14 protein-coding genes are annotated in these 19620 nt (G+C 69.6%); 8 read left to right on the forward strand and 6 right to left on the reverse strand.

Annotation, left to right across the window (positions count from 1 at the left end; all coding sequences use genetic code 11):
• Positions 1–86: 86 nt before the first annotated feature.
• Positions 87–1691: a stage II sporulation protein M gene (locus tag ABJD39_RS08055; protein ID WP_348606853.1), complete on the reverse strand. Its 1605-nt coding sequence runs from the start codon at positions 1689–1691 to the stop codon at positions 87–89.
• A 77-nt stretch (positions 1692–1768) separates the two neighbouring features.
• Here ABJD39_RS08055 and ABJD39_RS08060 point away from each other — a divergent pair, with 77 nt between their 5' ends.
• On the forward strand, positions 1769–2398 hold the full coding sequence (locus tag ABJD39_RS08060) for a transcription antitermination protein (RefSeq protein WP_348606856.1): 630 nt from the start codon (positions 1769–1771) through the stop codon (positions 2396–2398).
• 52 nt (positions 2399–2450) lie between these two features.
• On the opposite strand, the gene ABJD39_RS08065 is transcribed toward ABJD39_RS08060, so the two are convergent.
• Both ABJD39_RS08065 and ABJD39_RS08070 read right to left on the reverse strand, forming a co-directional pair.
• Positions 2451–3599: a tubulin/FtsZ family protein gene (locus ABJD39_RS08065; protein WP_348606859.1), complete on the reverse strand. Its 1149-nt coding sequence runs from the start codon at positions 3597–3599 to the stop codon at positions 2451–2453.
• A gap of 65 nt (positions 3600–3664) precedes the next feature.
• Positions 3665–3934 (reverse strand): DUF7553 family protein, encoded by a 270-nt coding sequence (locus tag ABJD39_RS08070; RefSeq protein ID WP_348606861.1) that lies wholly within the window; start codon positions 3932–3934, stop codon positions 3665–3667.
• A 235-nt stretch (positions 3935–4169) separates the two neighbouring features.
• Between ABJD39_RS08070 and uvrB the strand changes: the two genes are divergently transcribed.
• Positions 4170–6257 carry an excinuclease ABC subunit UvrB gene (gene uvrB / locus ABJD39_RS08075; RefSeq protein ID WP_348606864.1) on the forward strand — a complete coding sequence of 696 codons (2088 nt, stop codon included), beginning with the start codon at positions 4170–4172 and terminating at the stop codon, positions 6255–6257.
• A gap of 78 nt (positions 6258–6335) precedes the next feature.
• Here the strand turns inward: uvrB and ABJD39_RS08080 are convergent, their stop codons facing one another.
• Complete coding sequence (locus ABJD39_RS08080) at positions 6336–7754, reverse strand: MATE family efflux transporter (protein ID WP_348606867.1); 1419 nt, start codon at positions 7752–7754, stop codon at positions 6336–6338.
• Between the two features lie 216 nt (positions 7755–7970).
• Here ABJD39_RS08080 and lipA point away from each other — a divergent pair, with 216 nt between their 5' ends.
• The 5 genes from lipA to ilvA all read left to right on the forward strand — a co-directional run bounded on the left by lipA (position 7971) and on the right by ilvA (position 14329).
• Positions 7971–8903, forward strand: coding sequence for a lipoyl synthase (lipA, locus tag ABJD39_RS08085; RefSeq protein WP_348606870.1), 933 nt, complete (start codon positions 7971–7973; stop codon positions 8901–8903).
• A gap of 329 nt (positions 8904–9232) precedes the next feature.
• Positions 9233–10348, forward strand: a complete 1116-nt coding sequence (gene pdhA, locus ABJD39_RS08090; protein WP_348606873.1) for a pyruvate dehydrogenase (acetyl-transferring) E1 component subunit alpha — start codon at positions 9233–9235, stop codon at positions 10346–10348.
• 4 nt (positions 10349–10352) lie between these two features.
• Positions 10353–11366: an alpha-ketoacid dehydrogenase subunit beta gene (locus tag ABJD39_RS08095; RefSeq protein WP_348606876.1), complete on the forward strand. Its 1014-nt coding sequence runs from the start codon at positions 10353–10355 to the stop codon at positions 11364–11366.
• Positions 11367–11369: 3 nt separating this feature from the next.
• Positions 11370–12995 carry a dihydrolipoamide acetyltransferase family protein gene (locus ABJD39_RS08100; RefSeq protein ID WP_348606879.1) on the forward strand — a complete coding sequence of 542 codons (1626 nt, stop codon included), beginning with the start codon at positions 11370–11372 and terminating at the stop codon, positions 12993–12995.
• Positions 12996–13108: 113 nt separating this feature from the next.
• Positions 13109–14329, forward strand: a complete 1221-nt coding sequence (gene ilvA / locus ABJD39_RS08105) for a threonine ammonia-lyase (RefSeq protein WP_348606882.1) — start codon at positions 13109–13111, stop codon at positions 14327–14329.
• 317 nt (positions 14330–14646) lie between these two features.
• Here ilvA and ABJD39_RS08110 read toward each other — a convergent pair whose 3' ends face one another.
• Both ABJD39_RS08110 and rnz read right to left on the reverse strand, forming a co-directional pair.
• The gene (locus ABJD39_RS08110) at positions 14647–16620 is read right to left on the reverse strand and encodes a DUF460 domain-containing protein (RefSeq protein ID WP_348606885.1); all 1974 of its coding nucleotides are present in this window, start codon (positions 16618–16620) and stop codon (positions 14647–14649) included.
• A 101-nt stretch (positions 16621–16721) separates the two neighbouring features.
• Complete coding sequence (gene rnz / locus ABJD39_RS08115) at positions 16722–17657, reverse strand: ribonuclease Z (protein WP_348606887.1); 936 nt, start codon at positions 17655–17657, stop codon at positions 16722–16724.
• A gap of 198 nt (positions 17658–17855) precedes the next feature.
• Between rnz and ABJD39_RS08120 the strand changes: the two genes are divergently transcribed.
• Positions 17856–19550: a DUF4382 domain-containing protein gene (locus ABJD39_RS08120; protein WP_348606890.1), complete on the forward strand. Its 1695-nt coding sequence runs from the start codon at positions 17856–17858 to the stop codon at positions 19548–19550.
• The last annotated feature ends 70 nt before the right edge of the window (positions 19551–19620 follow it).

Below are 19620 nucleotides of genomic sequence, written 5' to 3' on the forward strand. Positions count from 1 at the left end.
AGTTCGTGAAGGGAGACGATAAAAAGGTGTGCGCGGATATCTCATGGCTGATACGATGCCGATGGCTCTGCTCGGCGGCAACGGCCCTACCCGCCCACCACCGCCGCCGCGATCTGTGGCGTGAGGAACGCCTCGATGGCCGAGGCGATCACCAGCAGAACCCCGATCCCGACGAGTACGTACGCCGCTCGCTCCAGTTCGCCGGCGACGGTCTCGGCGTCCGCGCGGCCCCGCACCGCGCGCCAGCCGACGCCGCCGAGGTGGAGCCCGAGTCCCCCGGCGACGGCGATCACCGGGAGCTCGAGCACGCCGTGGGGCGCCACCAGTGCGAGGAACGCCGTCCGGTCGAACACGCCCGCGAGCGCGCCCACGAGGACGCCGTTGAACAGCAGCCCCGACACCGCCGGGACGCCGAGCGCGAGGCCGCCGTAGGCCAGTCCCGCGCTCACGAGCCAGTTGTTCGCCGCGATCGTGACGAACGGCCCGATCGGGACCGCCCCGAACACGCCCGCCACGTCGCTCGGGCCCGACGCGGTCACGCCGTACGGTGCGGTCGTGGCGTACCCCGCGGCGATCCCGCCCGCGAGCGTCGCGAGCGCGGCGAGCACCGCGATCGCATGGCCGCGCACGAACCCCGCCAGCTCGCTCCACCCCAGTCGGAGCGCCCGCCGGGCGCGCGCGCCGGCCCCCCGGCGCTCGACGGGTTCCGGTCCGTCGCTTCCCGCGTACAGCGCTGTCGCGCCGGTATCGAGCAGCGGTGCGACGAAAAGCGGCAGCACGATGCCGCCGAGGCTTCCCGCCCCCGCGGCGTTGGCGACGCCGACGGCGACCGCGGCCGCGACGTAGCCGCCGACGGCGACGAGCGCGAACCCGAGCGTGTGTGCCGGGTGGTCGCGGACGAACCCGAGGCTCGCGCGGATCGACCCGACGGTTCCGGCGTCGTCGACGATCGCGGCCGACTCCGCGAACGCGAGGAGGAAGTACGCGAGGAGGACGAACACGACGCCGAGGCCGACGAGCGCGACGGTCAGCAGGACCGCGGCCACACTCTCGGCGGCGTCGCCAGCGATCACCGTCGGCGAGACCGCGAGGTTCACCCCGGCGAACAGCGGGACTCCCACCGCGACAAGTATGACGACCGCGCGCACGAGCGCGAGTCCGAGAAACGTTCGCCAGCGCCCGGCGGATCGGACCCCCGAGACGAGCGGTGCGCGTCCGTCGAGCCCACCCCAGACGGTCCCGTACGTCACCGCGGATCCGAGCGCGCCCGCGAGCAGGCCGACCAGGACCGCGCCGACCGCGCCGATCCCGACCGCGGCGACGACCGTTGGAGTCACGGCGGTGGCCGCGGCGTCGGTCAACGCTTCGCCGGCGCCCGCGGGGAGTCCACCGGCGCCGGCACCGGGGTCGGAACCCGCTCCGGGAGCGAGGCCGGCGCCGGACCCGTCGCCGTCGCGGACGGCCTCCTGTAGCTCGACGGCGGCGCGAACGAGCGGTTCGAGTCGACCGGTCGCCGCCAGCGACGCCACGGCGACGCCGATCCCGATCGTCAGCGGGACGCGGGCGGCGGCAGTGAGACCGATCGAGAGGAGATACGCCGGGAGGACCGCGGCGGGACGGTCGCGGAGGAGCCGCCCGGCCGCCCCGAGAGCGGTCGAGACGGACCGAGACTCGCCGGAGGGACGCGACATGGTCCCGACTCTCCGGCGCGAGTGGTAAGCGTGTCGCCGGCGAGGGTTTCAAGCGCCGCACGGGCGTACGTCCGTGCATGAACCCAGACGCCTTCTCCGAGGAGTTCCGCGACGACAACGAAACCCCCCTCTCGCGGCTCGGCTCCTCGAAGTCGCTGTACGCGCTCGCCGGCGGCGAGATGGACGCCGACGCCGTGCGAACCGCCGTCGCCGCCGAGTTCGCGCTCGCCGGGCGGACCTTCGAGTCGTGGAGCGCCGACGAGGCGAACGGCGACGCCGCGGCGCTGTTCGGTGACGCCGCAGAGGACGCGCGCGGACACCGCGACGTGGCCGACCCCGACTTCGACGCCGAGGCGGACGAGCCCCACGAGTACCCGGAGTACGACGTGCTCGGGGACCTGACCGGCACCGTCGAGCGCGTCGGCGGGCTGTACGGCCGACTGGTCGTCGCCCACACCCGCGCCGAACAGACGGTCGGCTTCTTCGTCGGCGACGCGGACCCGGCGTCCTCGAACGATTTCCGCGGGATCCGCGACGATCTGGCGGACAGTCTCGACGACGCGCTCGACGTGCTCGCCGAGGTGTGCGACGGCGACGAGGACTGGAGCGACGCCCGCGACGCCGCAGACGCCGTCGTGGAGGCCGCCTACGACGACTACGTGACGACGCTCGAGGGAATGGGCGTCAAGCCGAAGAACGTCTGCTGAGACCACCCGTCGACCGATCGCCCGCCGATCCGTCCGCCGGCCCGATCGTGGCTCAAAACAGCGGATCGAGCCCTTCCGCGTCCCAGATCCCTGCGGACAACCCGGACCGTTCCGCGATATCGACGACGTTGCGCTGGGCCTCGATGGCCGCTGCGCGTAGCTCCGCCAGCCGCGGCGCCTCCGTCACTCCGCCCAGAAGGACCGTGGCCGCGAGGTGATCGGTGTCCCGGATCGGGTAGTCGCCGCCGCGCACCTCCGGCGTGCCGGTCGCCTCCTCCAGCCACCGGCGTGCGTCCTCGACTCCCTCACGCGAGATCGTCTCCGGCGGCCCGCTGACGACGACGAGCGCCCGTTCGACGTTCGACAGCTCGCACGGGAGCGTCAGCCCGCCAAGCGCCGCCCGACGGACCGTCGCGGTCACGCGCGTCGTCGACGCGAGCGAGTCCTCCTCGATCGTCTTACGACCGCCGAACAGCCCGCGCTTGCGCTCCAACGGCGCCGACGCGTACCCGAGCGAGGCCACGCCGCCACCGCGTCCGAGCGTGTTGATGATCTCGCTGGCGTCGACTACCTTCTCGGGGGTCGGACCCCGTGCTTCCCCCGCCGAGAGGAGAACGCCCAGCCGTCGCGCTACCTCGTCGTTCACGCGACCGTAGCCGCCCGCGAGGCTCTCGCCGGACTCGCGGTGGGCGTCGTTGTCGAACAACAGCGTCGCGTCGGCGTGCTGGACGACGGTCTTGAGCGACCGGGCCGCGTTGAGCGTGTAGATCCCGCCCTCGTCGCGGGCGGGGAGCACGCCGAAGGCGTACACCGGTTCCTCGTAGATCCGCCGAAGCTCCCGGCAGATCACCGGCGCGCCGCCGGAGCCGGTACCCCCGCCGAGCGCGGCGACCACGAGGAAGGCGTCCACGTCGCTCGTCGGGATCGCGTCGGCGGCGTCGCGGACCTCGTCGATGTCATCGCGGGCGAGTTCGGCGCCGAGTTCGTTGTCCGCGCCGGCGCCGTGGCCCTTCACCCGGTCGCCGCCGATGAGCACGCGCCGCTCGGGGTCGATCTCGCGCAACCCGAGGAGGTCCGCGCGGGCGGTGTTGACCGCGACCGCGTCGGCGACGATGTCGACGCCGGCGTTTCGCTCGTACCGCAGCAGCGCGTCGGCGATCTTGCCGCCCGCCTGTCCGACGGCGATGAGTCCAACCTTCATGCCCGGGCGTTATCGGCGTGGGTGATAAATCGCGGTCCCGATCCGCGTTCGGTTCCCGTCCCGGATCAGACCCCGGGGACGCCCTCGCGGTACTCGTTGATGCAGTCGACGGCCGCCTCGGCGTGTCCCTGCGCCTCCTCGTCGGCGTCGCCGGCGGCGTCGCGGATGGTGTGCGTGTGCTTCGCCAGCCAGCCGTGATCGACGCCGCTATCGTCGGCCGCGGCCTTTGTCAGCACGTCTGCCACCCGGTCAAATCGATCTGCTGTGTCGCCCTCGGCTGCCTCGGCGGCACGCCGGAGGTGCTCGCCCGCATCCGCCAGTAGGTCTACGGTCATGGCTCACACGTCTCGGGTCCGAGTTGTAGGCGTTTCGTTGGGTGCAGTCGTCGCCCGTGACCTCGCTCGCGCTCTCTGTGAGCGGCGCTTCCTCCGAGCGCGGTCTCGTTCGTGCGCACGCTTCGTGGGCGGAGCGGCACGGAGACCGCTCCGCCGCCGGCCGCGGTCTCGCTCGCTCACTTCGTTCACTCACTCGACCGCGCTCGTCAAGTGCCTCGACCCCCACAAACCGCCAATGAGCGAATCCGAGGGCCCCCTCTCCCCGGACAGACCGGAGGCCGAGAAGCCGTTCCGCGTCGACGCCCCGTTCGACCCCGCGGGCGATCAGCCCGACGCGATCCGCCAGCTCGTCGACGGGTTCGAGTCCGGGATGTCCGAGCAGACCCTCCTGGGGGTCACCGGCTCCGGGAAGACGAACACCGTCTCGTGGGTCGTCGAGGAGCTGAACACCCCGACGCTCGTCATCGCCCACAACAAGACCCTCGCGGCCCAACTGTACGAGGAGTTCCGGAACCTCTTCCCCGACAACGCCGTCGAGTACTTCGTCTCCTACTACAACTACTACCAGCCCGAGGCGTACGTCGAGCAGACGGACACCTACATCGACAAGGAGATGTCCATCAACGACGAGATCGACCGCCTCAGGCACTCCGCGACGCGGTCGCTGTTGACGCGGGACGACGTGATCGTCGTCGCCTCCGTCTCGGCCATCTACGGGCTCGGCGATCCCACGAACTACCGCGGGATGGCGCTGGAGCTGGAGGTCGGACAGGAGATCGGTCGCGACGAACTGCTCAAGCAGCTCGTCGACCTGAACTACGAGCGCAACGACGTGGACTTCCAGCAGGGGACCTTCCGCGTGCGCGGCGACACGGTCGAGGTGTTCCCGATGTACGGCCGCCACGCCGTCCGCGTGGAGCTGTGGGGCGACGAGATCGACCGCATGCGAAAGGTCGACGTGGTGAACGGCGAGGTCGTCAGCGAGGAGCCCGCGGCTCTCATCCACCCCGCCGAGCACTACTCGCTCCCCGAGGAACAGATCGACGGGGCCGTCTCCGAGATCTCGGAACTGATGGAGCGGCGCGTCTCGCACTTCGAGCGCCAGGGCGACCTCGTCGCCGCCCAGCGCATCGAGGAGCGCACCACCTTCGACATCGAGATGCTCCAGGAGACGGGCTACTGCTCGGGCATCGAGAACTACTCCGTCCACCTCTCGGATCGGGAGTCCGGCGACGCGCCCTACACCCTGCTGGACTACTTCCCCGACGACTTCCTCACGGTGATCGACGAGTCCCACCAGACGCTCCCGCAGATCAAAGGCCAGTACGAGGGCGACAAATCGCGCAAGGACTCGCTGGTCGGCAACGGCTTCCGCCTGCCGACGGCGTACGACAATCGCCCGCTCACCTTCGAGGAGTTCGAGGAGAAGACCGACCGCCGACTGTACGTCTCGGCGACGCCCGCGGACTACGAGCGCGAGCGCTCCGAGCAGATCGTCGAGCAGATCGTTCGCCCGACCCACCTCGTCGACCCCGAGGTCACCGTCGAACCGGCACAGGGGCAGGTGGACGACCTGATGGACCGGATCGACGACCGGATCGAGCGCGGCGAGCGTACCCTCGTCACCACCCTCACGAAGCGAATGGCCGAGGACCTTACGGAGTATCTCGAGGAAGCCGGCGTCGAGGTGGCGTACATGCACGACGAGACCGACACCCTCGAACGCCACGAGATCATCCGCTCGCTCCGGCTCGGCGAGATCGACGTGCTCGTCGGGATCAACCTCCTTCGGGAGGGGCTCGACATCCCCGAGGTCTCCTTGGTCGCCATCCTCGACGCCGACCAGGAGGGGTTCCTCCGGTCGGAGACGACACTCGTGCAGACGATGGGCCGCGCCGCCCGCAACGTCGAGGGCGAGGTGATCCTCTACGCCGACGAGACGACGAGCGCGATGGAGGCGGCCATCGAGGAGACGAACCGCCGCCGCGAGATCCAGCGGGCGTTCAACGAGGAGCACGGCTACGAGCCTCGGACCATCGAAAAGGAGATCGGCGAGACGAACCTCCCCGGATCGAAGACCGACACCTCGGGCGTCTCGGGCGACGATGTCGCCGACGAGGAGGAGGCACAAGCGCGCATTCAGGCGCTGGAGGAGCGCATGGAGGAGGCCGCGAGCAACCTGGAGTTCGAACTAGCTGCGGACATCCGCGACCGCATGCAGGACCTGCGTCGGGAGTTCGATGTGGACCCGGAGGAGGTCGGGATCGAGCCGCCCGCGGAGGACGACGAGGGGATCGCGCCCGTCGACGACGACAGCTTCTGACCCTCTGGCGGGTCGGGTCAGATCCGGGCGGGTCCAGTCATCCGACCGGCCCGGACGGACTTGGACGCATCCGGGTATTCAGTCGTCGGCCGCGACCCCGGCGTCACCGTCGCGACCGGCGCTGTCGGCCGCGCGATCGTGGAGCCCCTCGCCGGTGGAGTAGCGGAAGTAGCCGACGAGCCCGACGGCGGCGACGACGTTCGAGATCGTCACCGCCCAGAACGGGCCGAGCGCGCCCCACCCGAGGACGAACGCGCCGATCGCGGCGATCGGCACCCGAACGCCCCAGTACTGCAGCATCGTCGCGTACATGCTCACGTCCGTGCGACCGGCGCCGTTGAACCCGGCCTCGACCGTCCAGATCGCCCCGAGCGCCCAGTAGCCGAACGCGAGGATCTGGAGGTACGCGACCGTCAGCGTCAGCGCCTCGCCCGCGATCCCGGGCACGAACAGGGTGGCGACGGCCTCGGGCAGGAGGTACTGGACGACGCCGATCGCGCCGAGGCCGATCGCGCCGACGCCGACGCCGAGCCACGTCGCCCGCGTCGCACGGCCCGGCTTGTCGGCGCCGAGATTCTGTCCGACGAGCGTCGTGCCGGCCGAGCCGATGGCGGCGGCGGGAACGAACACCACGGTCGCGATCCGCGCCCCGATCGTGTAGGCGGTGAGAGCGGCGGCGCCGCCGGTGAGCGAGACGATCGCGACGACCACGAGCCGGGCGACCTGTCGAGCGACGCCCTGGCCGATCTTCGGGACGCCGACGGAGACGAGTTCGCGGAACTCCTCGCGGTCGAGCGAGACGGCGTCGAGATGGAACGTGAACCCCCGATGTCCCGAGCGCGCGGCGGCGATCATGACGAGCGCGCCGACGCCGAAGCCGATCGCCGTCGCGTAGGCGGCGCCCGCGATCCCGAACCCGGGGATCGGGCCGTAGCCGAAGATGAGCACCGGGTCGAGGCCGATACTGATCCCGATCGACAGGAGGTTCACCAGCAGCGGGGTGCGGGAGTCGCCCGCGCCGATGAAGCCGTACTCGAACACGTCGCTGACGGTCGAGACGGTGTACGCGACCGCCATCGTCCCGAGATAGATCGCACCGAGCCGTGCGACCTCGGCCCCCGGGTCGAACAGCGCCGTGAGGTGGCGGCCGAACGCGTTCGCGATCAGCACCATCGCCAGCATCACTGCGACGCCGGCGACGAGCGCGTGGAACACCGCCCGACTCGCGCCCCGCTCGTCGTCGTCGCCGATGCGCTGGGAGACGAGCACGTGCTCGCCCGTGAAGACGCCGCCGACCGCCGCCGTCATCAGCCCGATCAGCGGTGCCACGAGGCCGACGGCGGCGACGGCCTCGCCGCTGAGGCGGCCGAGCCAGAGCACGTCGACGATGCTCTGGGCGGTGACGGCGAGCTGCTGGGCGACGATCGGAATCGAGAGGAACGCGAGCGCTCTCCCCAGCCGCCCCTCGGTGATCTCCTCGGGGGAGACGTCGAACATTCGTGGGTCTGTTCCACACTCTTAGGGACATAATAAATCGCTGTCGATTCAATCTGTTATCATTTCCGATGCGTGGGGTTCACTTTCGGTCCCGCCCATCCGTCGGTCCTGTCCACCCGCCGGTTCCGACCGAACCATCGACCGCGGCCGTTCCCCGCCCGCACCCCGATCGGGGGTATACCGCACGTTTTTGCCCCCCGCGACGAACGGTGCGGTATGAGTAGTCGGCGGCGGAAGCCGGACTGGCTGAAGATGCGCCCGCCGTCCGGCCGGCGCTTCACCGAGATCAAGTCAACCCTCCGCGACCGCGACCTCCACACCGTCTGCGAGGAGGCGAACTGTCCGAACCTCGGGGAGTGTTGGTCCGGGGGGAGCGGTCCCGGGACGGCGACGTTCATGCTGCTGGGCGACCGCTGCTCGCGCGGCTGCAACTTCTGTGACGTGAAGACTGGCGGGATGGAGCCGCTGGACCCCGACGAGCCGGCGAACGTCGCCGACGCGGTCGCGGAGATCGGGCTCGACTACGTCGTGCTCACCTCCGTCGACCGCGACGACCTCGCCGACGGCGGCTCGCGTCACTTCGCGGAGACGATCCGTGAGATCAAGCGTCGCGACGCCTCGATCCTCGTGGAGGTGCTCATCCCCGACTTCGGCGGCGATCCCGCGGCGGTCGACCGCATCATCGACGCCGAGCCGGACGTGATCGCTCACAACATCGAGACGGTCGAGCGACTCCAATGGCCCGTGCGAGACCGTCGCGCCGGCTATCAGCGGACGCTCGACGTGCTCGAGCGGGTGGACCGTACGTCCGACATCCGCACGAAAACGAGCGTCATGCTCGGGCTCGGCGAGTACGACCACGAGGTGTACCGCACGCTGCGGGACCTGCGGGGGGTCGACGTCGACATCGTCACGCTCGGGCAGTACCTCCAGCCGTCGCGCTCGCACCTCGACGTGTTCGAGTACGTCCACCCGGACGCGTTCGACACGTGGGCCCGCATCGCCGAGGAGGAACTGGGGTTCCTCTACTGCGCCTCCGGGCCGATGGTTCGGTCGTCGTACAAGGCGGGCGAGTTCTTCGTCGAGGCGCTCGTCCGCGACGGCGCCAGCCTCGAGGAGGCCCGCGACGCCGCACACGCCGCCGACTGACCCCGAACTCTCGCTGCGAACGCCGAGTTCCCCAGTAGCGTACACTCCGTCGCGGGTCGTCCGCAGGGCAGTACCCACTGAGCCCACACGGTGCGTTCCCGTCCCGTGTCTCCAGACTGCATTAACGATTGTCAAGAATACCGGCTCCTTTTCGGCCGTTCGCAAACCGACATCGGGAATACTCAACACAATTCAGACGAACGTTCGAGTAGCTGGGTGTACATTCGACGCCCTGCCAATTCTTGGCAGTATTTCTGTTCACAGTAAACTATTTACGAAAACACTATCAGGCGGGGCGGACAGCGTTCTGGTATGCGAAGGTGGGTACCGTGAGCACGCTCGAGCGCGACCCCGGCGACGGGATGGTTCAGGTCATCGACGAGGAGGGCGGCGTCGTCGGTGACGTTCCGGACCTCTCCGAGGAGGAGTTCGTCGCGATGTACCGCCACATGAAACTCGCCCGCCACTTCGACGAGCGGGCGGTGTCGCTCCAGCGCCAGGGGCGGATGGGGACGTATCCGCCGCTGTCCGGACAGGAGGGCGCACAGGTCGGTTCCGCGATGGCGCTGGCCGAGGACGACTGGCTCGTCCCCTCCTACCGTGAGCACGGCGCCGCGATGGTCCACGGACTGTCGCTCACGGAGACGCTGCTGTACTGGATGGGTGACGAGCGCGGGAGCCTCATTCCCGAGGACGCGAACGTCTTCACCCCCGCCGTCCCGATCGCGAGCCAGATCCCGCACGCGACGGGGATGGCCTGGGCGGACAAGCTCAAACACGACGGCGAGACGGACACGGCGTTCATCTGCTACTTCGGCGACGGCGCCACCTCGGAGGGCGACTTCCACGAGGGGTTGAACTTCGCGGGCGTGTTCGACACGCCGAACGTGTTCTTCTGCAACAACAACCAGTGGGCCATCTCGGTCCCGCGCGAGCGCCAGACCGCCAGCGAGACACTGGCGCAGAAGGCGGTCGCCTACGGCTTCGAGGGCGTCCAGATCGACGGGATGGACCCGCTCGCGGTGTACAAGGCGACGACGGAGGCGCTGGAGAAGGCCAAAACCCCCGGCGAGGGCGAGCGTCGTCCGACGCTGATCGAGGCGGTTCAGTACCGCTTCGGCGCACACACGACCGCCGACGACCCGAGCGTCTACCGCGAGGACGACGAGGTCGAGGAGTGGAAACGGAAGGATCCGATTCCACGACTGGAGCAGTTCCTCCGGAACCAGGACGTCCTCGACGACGAGCGCGTCGCTGCGGTCGAGGAGTCGGTCCGCGAGGAGGTCGCCGACGCCATCGACGCCGCCGAGTCGACCGTGCGGCCCGACCCGGGGTCGATGTTCGACCACGTGTTCGCCGAGCAGACGCCGGAGCTCCGGCGGCAGGCCGAGGAGTTCGCACAGCTACGCGAGAAGTACGGCGACGAGGCGTTCGTCGAGGAGTGAGATCATGAGCACGCAAGACCAAGATCGAGAGCAGACGGCCACACAGAACCTGACGCTGGTACAGTCGGTCCGCGACGCGCTCGCGACCGAGATGGAGTTGGACGACGACGTCCTCGTCATGGGCGAGGACGTCGGCAAGAACGGTGGCGTCTTCCGCGCGACCGAGGGCTTGTACAACGAGTTCGGTGAGAACCGCGTCATCGACACGCCGCTGGCGGAGTCGGGTATCATCGGCACCGCCGTCGGCATGGCCGCGATGGGCCTGAAGCCGGTCCCCGAGATCCAGTTCTCCGGGTTCGCCTATCCCGGATTCGACCAGATCGTGAGCCACATGGCCCGACTGCGCACGCGCTCGCGGAGCCGCTACACGCTCCCGATGACGCTGCGCATGCCCTACGGCGGCGGTATCCGCGCGCCCGAGCACCACTCGGAGTCGAAGGAGGCGTTCTACACCCACGAGGCCGGGCTGAAGGTGGTCATCCCCTCGACCCCGTACGACACGAAGGGGCTGCTCATCTCGGCGATCCGCGACCCCGACCCCGTGGTCTTCATGGAGCCGAAGCTCATCTACCGCGCCTTCCGCGGCGACGTGCCCGAGGGCGACTACGAGGTACCGATCGGCGAGGCGAAAACCCGCCGCGAGGGCTCGGACGTGTCGGTGTTCACCTACGGCGCGATGACCCGCCCGACCATGGAGGCCGCCGAGGAACTGGCGGAGGAGGGCATCGACGCGGAGGTCGTCGACCTGCGAACCGTCTCTCCGATGGACCGGGAGGCGATCGTCGAGTCGTTCAAGAAGACGGGCCGCGCGTGCGTCGTCCACGAGGCGCCCAAGACCGGCGGGCTCGCCGGCGAGATCACCGCGACGCTCCAGGAGGAGGCGCTGCTGTACCAGGAGGCGCCGGTCAAGCGCGTCACCGGCTACGACGTGCCGTACCCGCTGTACGCGCTGGAGGACTACTACCTCCCGAACGCGGCGCGAGTCGCTGACGGTATCAAGGAGGCCGCGGAGTTCTAACCCATGGCAGAGAAGGAGTTCAAGCTCCCCGACGTCGGAGAGGGCGTCGCCGAAGGGGAACTCGTCAACTGGCTGGTCGCCACCGGCGACACGGTCACCGAGGACCAGCCGGTCGCCGAGGTCGAGACCGACAAGGCGCTCGTGGAGGTCCCGTCCCCGTACAACGGGACGGTGAAGCAACTACACGTCGAGGAGGGCCAGATGGTCCCCGTCGGCGACGTGATCGTCACGTACGACGTGCCCGAGGAGGGCGAAGACGAGCTCGACGAGTCCACTGAGCCGGTCGCCGAATCGGAGTCGGGTCCGGAGACGGAACCGGACACCGAGCCGGATCAGGAACCTGCCGCAACCGACGACGGAGCGGTCGACGAGGCGCCCGCACCGTCCTCCGGCCGCGTGTTCGCGCCCCCCTCCGCGCGCCGCCTCGCCCGGGAACTCGGCGTCGACATCGCCGCCGTCGAGGGGAGCGGCCCCGGCGGCCGCGTCAGCGAGGGCGACGTTCGCGCACACGCGGAGTCGGGCGAGTCCGGAGACGACGGCGCTGCGGGCGAGTCGTCCGGTCCGAAGAAGGTCGACATGGGCAGCAAGAAGTCCGCCGTCTCCCGGAAAGGTGCGAGCGACGCCGGCGGAGCGGCGGCCGAGGCCGCTGCGGGTTCCACTCCCTCGTCCGTCGAGGCCGCGGGGCGCGACCGCACGCTCGCGGTTCCCGCGACCCGCAAGGCCGCCGAGGACGCGGGCGTCGACCTCGACGACGTGCCGACCGACGAGACGCGCGACGGCGAGGCGTTCGTGACGACCGAGCAGGTCCAGGGGTACGCGCAGGCGGTGAAGGAGGCGAAGGCCGCCGAGGCCGAGGGAGCCGCGGCCGGCGGCGACGGGGCGGGCGCGCCCGCCCGGTCCGCCGCGGCGGGCAACGGCGCGGCCGCCTCGCGCGAGCCGGAGTCAGTTCCCTATCGCGGCGTGCGCCGGACGATCGGGAAGCAGATGGAGACCTCGAAGTACACGGCGCCGCACGTCAGCCACCACGACACGGCGGTCGTCGACGACCTGGTCGACGTGCGCGCGGACCTGAAGGAGCGCGCCGCCGAGCGCGACGTGCGACTCAGCTACATGCCGTTCATCATGAAGGCGCTCGTGGCCGGGCTCAAGGAGTTCCCGTACCTTAACTCGGAGCTCCGCGAGGACGACGAGGAGATCCTCCTGAAGAAGGAGTACAACCTCGGGATCGCGGTGGCGACCGACGCGGGGCTGATGGTCCCGGTCGTGAAGCACGTCGACGAGAAGTCGATCCTCGAACTCGCCGCGGAGGTGAACGACCTGGCCTCGCGCGCTCGCGAGCGGAAGGTCTCCCGCGAGGAGATGCAGGGCGGGACGTTCACGATCACCAACTTCGGCGCCATCGGCGGCGAGTACGCCACGCCGATCATCAACTACCCGGAGACGGCGATCATGGGGCTGGGCGCCATCGACGAGCGCCCGGTCGCCGAGGACGGCGAGGTCCGCGCGGCCCACACGCTCCCGCTGTCGCTGTCGATCGACCACCGCGTCATCGACGGCGCGGAGGCGGGCCAGTTCACGAACTTCGTGATGGAGCGGCTGGAGAACCCGAGCCTGCTGCTGTTGGAGTAGCTCGGCTCGGCCCTCCGTCGTCCCTCCCCCGTCCCTCGGCGCTCTCCGACCGCCGACACCGACTTCCGATCCGCGCAATTTTTGCACCGCGCTGGCGACACCGCCAGCAACGAATGACTTCCTCCGTCACGATCACCGACATCCGGCGCGCACGCGAGCGGTTCGACCCCGACATCGTCCGCGAAACGCCCGTCGAGCGCTCCCGATCGCTCTCGGAGATGGGCGGCGCGGACGTCCGCCTCAAGATGGAGCACCTCCAGCGCACGGGCTCGTTCAAGACCCGTGGCGCCTCGAACAAGCTTCACGGGATCATCGATGCCGGCGACGCGGAGCGCGTCGTCGCCGCCAGCGCCGGCAACCACGCCCAAGGCGTCGCGCTCGCGGCCTCGAACGCCGGCATCCCCGCCGTCGTCGTGATGCCCGAGGACGCCCCGCAGGCGAAGGTCGACGCGACCCGCGGCTACGGCGCGGAGGTCGTCCTCCGCGGCCGGGAGTTCCAAGCGGCGGTCGAGCACGCCCGCGACCTCGCGGATGAGCCCGGCTCCGTCTTCGTTCACGCCTACGACGACCCCGCCATCGTCGCCGGCCAGGGAACGCTCGGGCTGGAGGTCGCCGAACAGGTCCCCGACGTCGACACGGTGATCGTTCCCATCGGCGGCGGCGGCCTGATCGCGGGCGTCGCCACCGCGCTCGCGGCCGTCGCCCCCGAGGTCCGCGTCGTCGGCGTGCAGGCCGAGGACGCCGCGACGGTGCCCGAGAGCCTCGACAAGGGCGAGCCCGTGGATCGCGAGCACACTCGGACGATCGCCGACGGTATCGCCACCGGCGGTGTCGCCGACCTCACCTACGACCTCATCGAGCGCCACGTCGACGAGGTCGTCACCGTCAGCGACGACGAGATCGCCCACGCCATCCTCACGCTGCTCCAGCGCGCCAAGCAGTTGGTCGAGGGTGCCGGCGCCGCCAGCGTCGCCGGCCTGCTGTCCGGCCGGATCGACGTGACCGACGAGACGGTCGTCCCGCTGCTGTGTGGCGGCAACATCGACATGTCGATGCTCGATATCGTGCTCGAACACGCGATGACCGACCGCGACCAGCTTCTCCGCCTGCGGGTCCGTATCGAGGACGAGCCGGGCGAACTCTCGACGCTCTCGACGGTGCTGGCGGATCGCGGCGCGAACGTCCGTCACGTCCGACACGACCGCGCCGTCGAGGACCTGCGCGTCGGCGAGGCGTACCTCGTGTTCGAGGTCGCGGCGGCGGGCCGCGAGCACGCCGGACAGCTCATCGACGAGATCCGTGACCGCGGCTACGAGGTCGCGCGGGTCAACTGAGGGTCGGGTCCCCGCCCACAACGCGGGCGGTTCGAACGTTTACTCGCCGCGTGGTACCGACCACCATTCCAGTCGAAACCAAGGGGTCGTCGCCGCGAAGTCCGTCGATTCGACGATCTATTTTAAATAAGGCTCCCGTTTCTCGTTGTCCGACGACCGACTGACGCTGGGCCTGCGGACGACCCACGCTCGACGGACGCGTTCGTCGTCGTCGACACGTCGGTCCTCACCGCGTCCTCGCCGACGGACCGTTTCGGGAGCGGGTGACCGGCTCGTCGTTCGCTCGGTCTCGCCGCCGTCTTTCGAGGGCTCGCTCACTACGTTCGCTCGCCCTCGCCCGCCCGATGTTCGGAGATGATCTCGTCCATCATCGCCTCGGTCTGCTCGCGCTCGCGCTCCTCGGCGCGTCGCTTCCAGTCGTTGATCACCGCCTCCACGTCGCTCTCGCGGGCGACCGCCAGCTCGTCCACCTCCTGCATCGTCACGTCGTCGGCCGGACCGACGGGGATCTCGTGGTCGAACAGCACTTCCTCGGCGGCGCCGGAGAGTCCCCCGTTCCGCAGGATCACCCGGGGCTCCGTCTCCGCGAGGCGCTCGGCCGTGGCGCGCCCGGCACCGGAGGCGTCGCGGAGGTACACCACGTCGCCGGCGGCGAGGCCGTACTGCTCGTCGGCGCGCTCGATCGCGCGCTTCGTGAACTGCTCGACCGCCTTCACGGGCACCAGATCGCGTCCCCTCGAGACGTCCGCGAAGTTGTCGTGATCCAGCTTCCACAGCGTCTTCATGCGCGCGAGTTTGTCCTCCAACTCCTCGACCGTCTCTTCGGCCTCGTCGCGCTCGCGCTCCAGGCGACTGTTCTCGCGGCGGATCCGCGTGACCTCGCGGTCGCGGCGGGCTTCGAGGCGCTCCTCGCGGCGCGCGTCCGATAGCTCCTCCTCCAACCCCTCGATCTCGTCGTCCTTCTCGTCGAGTTCGTCCTTGAGGTCGTCCACGTGCGCCTGGAGGCGGTCGACCTGCGACTCCAGATCTCGGATGCGCTTCTCCTCGTCGGTGAGTTCGCGCGGCTCCGGGCCGGACTCCTCTTCCTCCTTGCCGTCGTCGTCCCGGAGGTCGGAAAGCGCCCCCTCGACGGACTGCTCGTCGGCGACGACGCGGGCGATCACCTCCGCGCGGTCGATCCCGGCGGGCGTCTTCCGCCCGACGCGCTCGAACTGGTCCTCGTGGCTGTCGAACGCGAACAGCGCCGCCGCGAGCGCGTCGCGCTCGTGGTCGTTGTCGTACGCCTCATCGCGCGTGCGATGGAGTTTCTCGTCGACCGGGAGGTCGCTGCCGGGCGTCCATCCGGCGGCGTTGAAGCTCCGCCGGAACGTCTCGACGGTCTCGGGCATCGGCGTCACGTCGGCGGCGACGATGACGGGGCGGCCGCGCTCGACGAGCCACTCGATCACCTCGGCGGTGTCGGCGGTCCGCGTCGAGTACACGTCGAACACCGTGCCATCGAGACCGATGACGGCAGCGGCGGTCGTCGTCCCCGGGTCGATGCCGACGATCACGCGGTCGCGACGCTTCACCAGCGGCTCGAACTCGATGCCGTCGCGCCGCTCGCGTTCGATCTCGACGCGGGTGTCGCCCGACCGATGGGCGCTCACGGGGATGTCCTGCGGCCGCGCCGACACGGAGAAGACGGCGTTCGAGTAGCCGCCGTACTTCTCGGTGATATCGACCTCGTAGTCGAGCCCCGCGTCGTCCAGCTCGGACTCCACCTCACGGGCTTGCCGCTTCACGTTCCCGTGAATCCGGCGCGTGTAGCGGTCCTGACTCCAGCCGCCCTTTCCCGTCGAGCGGCCGCGGGACACCTTCACGGTCGTCGTGTCGGTGAAGGCGGTCACCTCGTAGCCGACGTTCGCGGCCGCGAGGCGGGCGCTCGCCTCCGCCTCCTGCATCGGCTTCTTGCCGTACGGGACGCCGTGGCGCGAGGCGACCCGCGAGAGCGGTTCCGGACGCTCGGCGCCGGTCACCTGCACGAGCGAGGTTCCGTGTGGGAGCGACCGCAGGAACCGGACGAGGTCGTCCTTGTCCGCGGCGAGTTCGTAGGCGTTGTCGGTGGCGACGACGGCGGGCTCGTCGGCCTCGATCCGCCGGCGGAGCTTTCGGTGGGAGACGACGTCCCGTTCGATCGACTCGCCGTCGAAGACGACGAGCGCGTAGGAGGGCGCGTCGCCCCGGATGTCGCCGCTTTGAATGTCGACTCCGAACACGAGGGAGTCGAGCGCGCTCGTCCGGGCGTTCACGCCCGCGTGTTGGCGGCTGGCGCGTAAAAACTCCGCGCCGGTCACTCCTTCTCGCTGCCGGTCGCGTCCCATCGTCGCCGGTCAGTCTCCGCCGACGCCGGTCACTCCTCGTCCGCGTCCGGGTACGGAACCTCGATCTCGTCGCCGTCATCGGGAAGGAACGCCTCGCCGTCGAACGCCTCTCGCGCCTCCTGCTCCAGGTATCGGGCCCGCCCCGCGTATCGCGAGGAAACGTGAGTGAGCGCGAGTCGTTTCGCGCCCGCACGGCCGGCGATCTGCGCGGCCTCGACGGCCGTCGAGTGGGCGGTCTGGCGGGCACGGTCGGCGTCCTCGTCGAGGAACGTCGCGTCGTGGACGAGCAGGTCCGCCCCCTCGGCGACCTCAACGGTGGCGTCGACCGGACGGGTGTCGCCGGTGTAGACGACCCGACGACCGGGACGCGGCGGCCCGACCACCTGTTCGGGCTCGACGACGCGGCCGTCGTCGAGTTCGACCGACTGGCCGTCGTGGAGCTTGCCGTACGCGGGGCCGGGCGGGATATCCAGCTCTCGTTCGGCCTTCTCGCGGTCGAAGCGGCCCTTCCGGTCGGCCTCGACGAGCGCGTAGCCGACCGATGAGGTCCGGTGTTCCGTCTCGAAGGTCCGTATCTCGTACTCCTCACGATCGAGCGCGACGGCGCCGGGGCGGACTTCGTGGATCGTCACGGGGAAGCACGGGTCGTGACCGGCGGCATGGACCAGTTCCCTGAGATGGCGTTTCGACCCGGGGGGACCGTGGATCGCGAGCGGCGCCTCGCGGTCGTTGAAGCTGAGGCTCTGGATCAGCCCCGGGATCCCGAGCACGTGGTCGCCGTGGAGGTGCGTGACGAACAGGTGCGAGAAGCCGAAGCCGGTGCCGAAGCGCATCATCTGCCGCTGGGTCCCCTCCCCGCAGTCGAAGAGGAACTCGTCGCCCTCGCGGTTCAGGTACAGCGCGCTGGGCGCGCGCGCCACCGTGGGCACCGCGCCGCTCGTCCCGAGGAAGGTGACCCGGATCATACCTCGGAGTGGTGGTGCCGACGGTGAAACGCTGTCGAAGCGGCGTGTGGCCGCCCGGACTGCACCGTCGCTCTCGTCTCCAGAACCGGACGCAGCAGAAGTCGTCGCCGTCCGGGGATTAATTCGGATGAATCCAGAGGAAATCCCGGTTCGTGGCCGTACCGGTATATGCTGGTGCCGCCGGTAGGACCGGACACGATGTCACGACACACGACCGGTTGGGCCGCCGTCGCCGCGGCTCTGATGTTGGTCCTCGCCGGCTGTGCGGGTGGCGTTCCCTCCGGGCCCTCCGGAGGCGACGCCGGTACCGCAGACGGCACGGGCGGGGACGACGGGGGGACCGTCAACTTCTACATCAGCGACCAGCAGAACGCGATCGACCAGTTCGAACACCTGAACGTTACGATCACCGAGGTCACGCTTGTTCGGGCGGACGACGGCGATGCAGACGACGCTGACGACGCGGACGATGCAGACGACGAGAACGAGACGGAGACGACTGAACCCGCGGAAACGGAGTCGACCGGGACGCCCGAGTCCGTCGCCGCCGACGCCGCCGACGACGCGGACGGCGACGCGGACGACGACGAGGGCGAGCAGGTGACCTACGAGGTCGACAACGTCACCCTCGACCTGACCGAGCTGCAGGGCGCGAACGCCTCCAAGCTGGGTTCGGTGCCGGTGCCCAACGGCACGTACACGCAGGTGTCTATCGAGGTCGAGTCGGTGAACGGCACCCTCACCGACGGCTCCTCGGCGGACGTGAAGCTGCCGTCGAACAAGCTCCGACTGAACAAGGAGTTCACCGTCGGCAACGGCGAGGAGGTGGACTTCGTCTTCGACGTGACCGTGTTCGAGCGCGGTCCTAACGGCTACATCCTCAAGCCGGTCGCCGGTGAGTCCGGCACGGGTGACGAGGTCGAGATCCGCGACGTCGACCGTGACGACGACGACGCGGACAACGCTGACGACGCGAACGAGCCGGACGCGGACGACACGGACGACTCCGACGCGGACGACGACTCTGACCGCGGCGAGGACACCGCTAACGACTCGTCGGACCAGTCCTCGATGAACTTCTACCTCAGCGACGAGGAGAACGCGATGGGCGACTTCGCCCACCTCAACGTCACGGTGACGGAGGTCGGGCTCCAGCGCGGCGGCGAGTCGGGCGGCTGGGTCGAGAAGGACGTCGACGACCGGACGATCGACCTGACGACGCTGCCGGGCGCGAACGCGACGAAGCTCGGCACCTTCGGCGTCGAGAACGGTACGTACACGAAGGTGTTCGTCCACGTCGACGAGATCAACGCGACGCTGGAGAACGGCGACTCGACGAACGTGAAGCTGCCGTCGAACAAGCTCCAGCTGAACAAGGAGTTCACCGTCGGCAACGGCGAGGAGGTGGACTTCGTCTACGACATGTCGGTGTTCAAGGCCGGCAACTCTGGCAAGTACGTCCTCAAGCCCGTGGTGGGCGAGTCCGGCACCGGCGACGAGGTGCCCATCGAGGACGTCGACGAGAAGGACTCCGACGACGACACCGACGAGGAGCCCGAGGCGCTCGAGCTGAACGCCTCGTTCGTCGGGAGCGTCACCGCGGGCGAGAACGCGACCGTCGAGGTGACACGCAACGGCTCGGCCGTCGAGAACGCCACGGTCGAAGTCACCCAGTCGATCGACGGCGAAGAGACGACCGAGACGTACACCACCGACGCGAACGGAACGGTCACCTTCGCCGTCGACGCGAACGTGACCGAGTTGACGGTCGAGGTGACCGCCGGCGACGATGACGTCGAGTTGGAACGGGAGTTCGAGACGACCGGCGGGGACGGCGGTGACGGGGCCGACGACGAATCCGACGCGGCGGCGCTGCGCGCCGCCGGAGTCTGACCGCCGATCGTCGATCAACGATCAGGCAGTATAGCACCGCTCGCGCCCACTTTCGCCGGCTTTCACCGAC

The organism is Halobaculum rarum, assembly GCF_040025155.1.
GTDB lineage: Archaea > Halobacteriota > Halobacteria > Halobacteriales > Haloferacaceae > Halobaculum > Halobaculum rarum.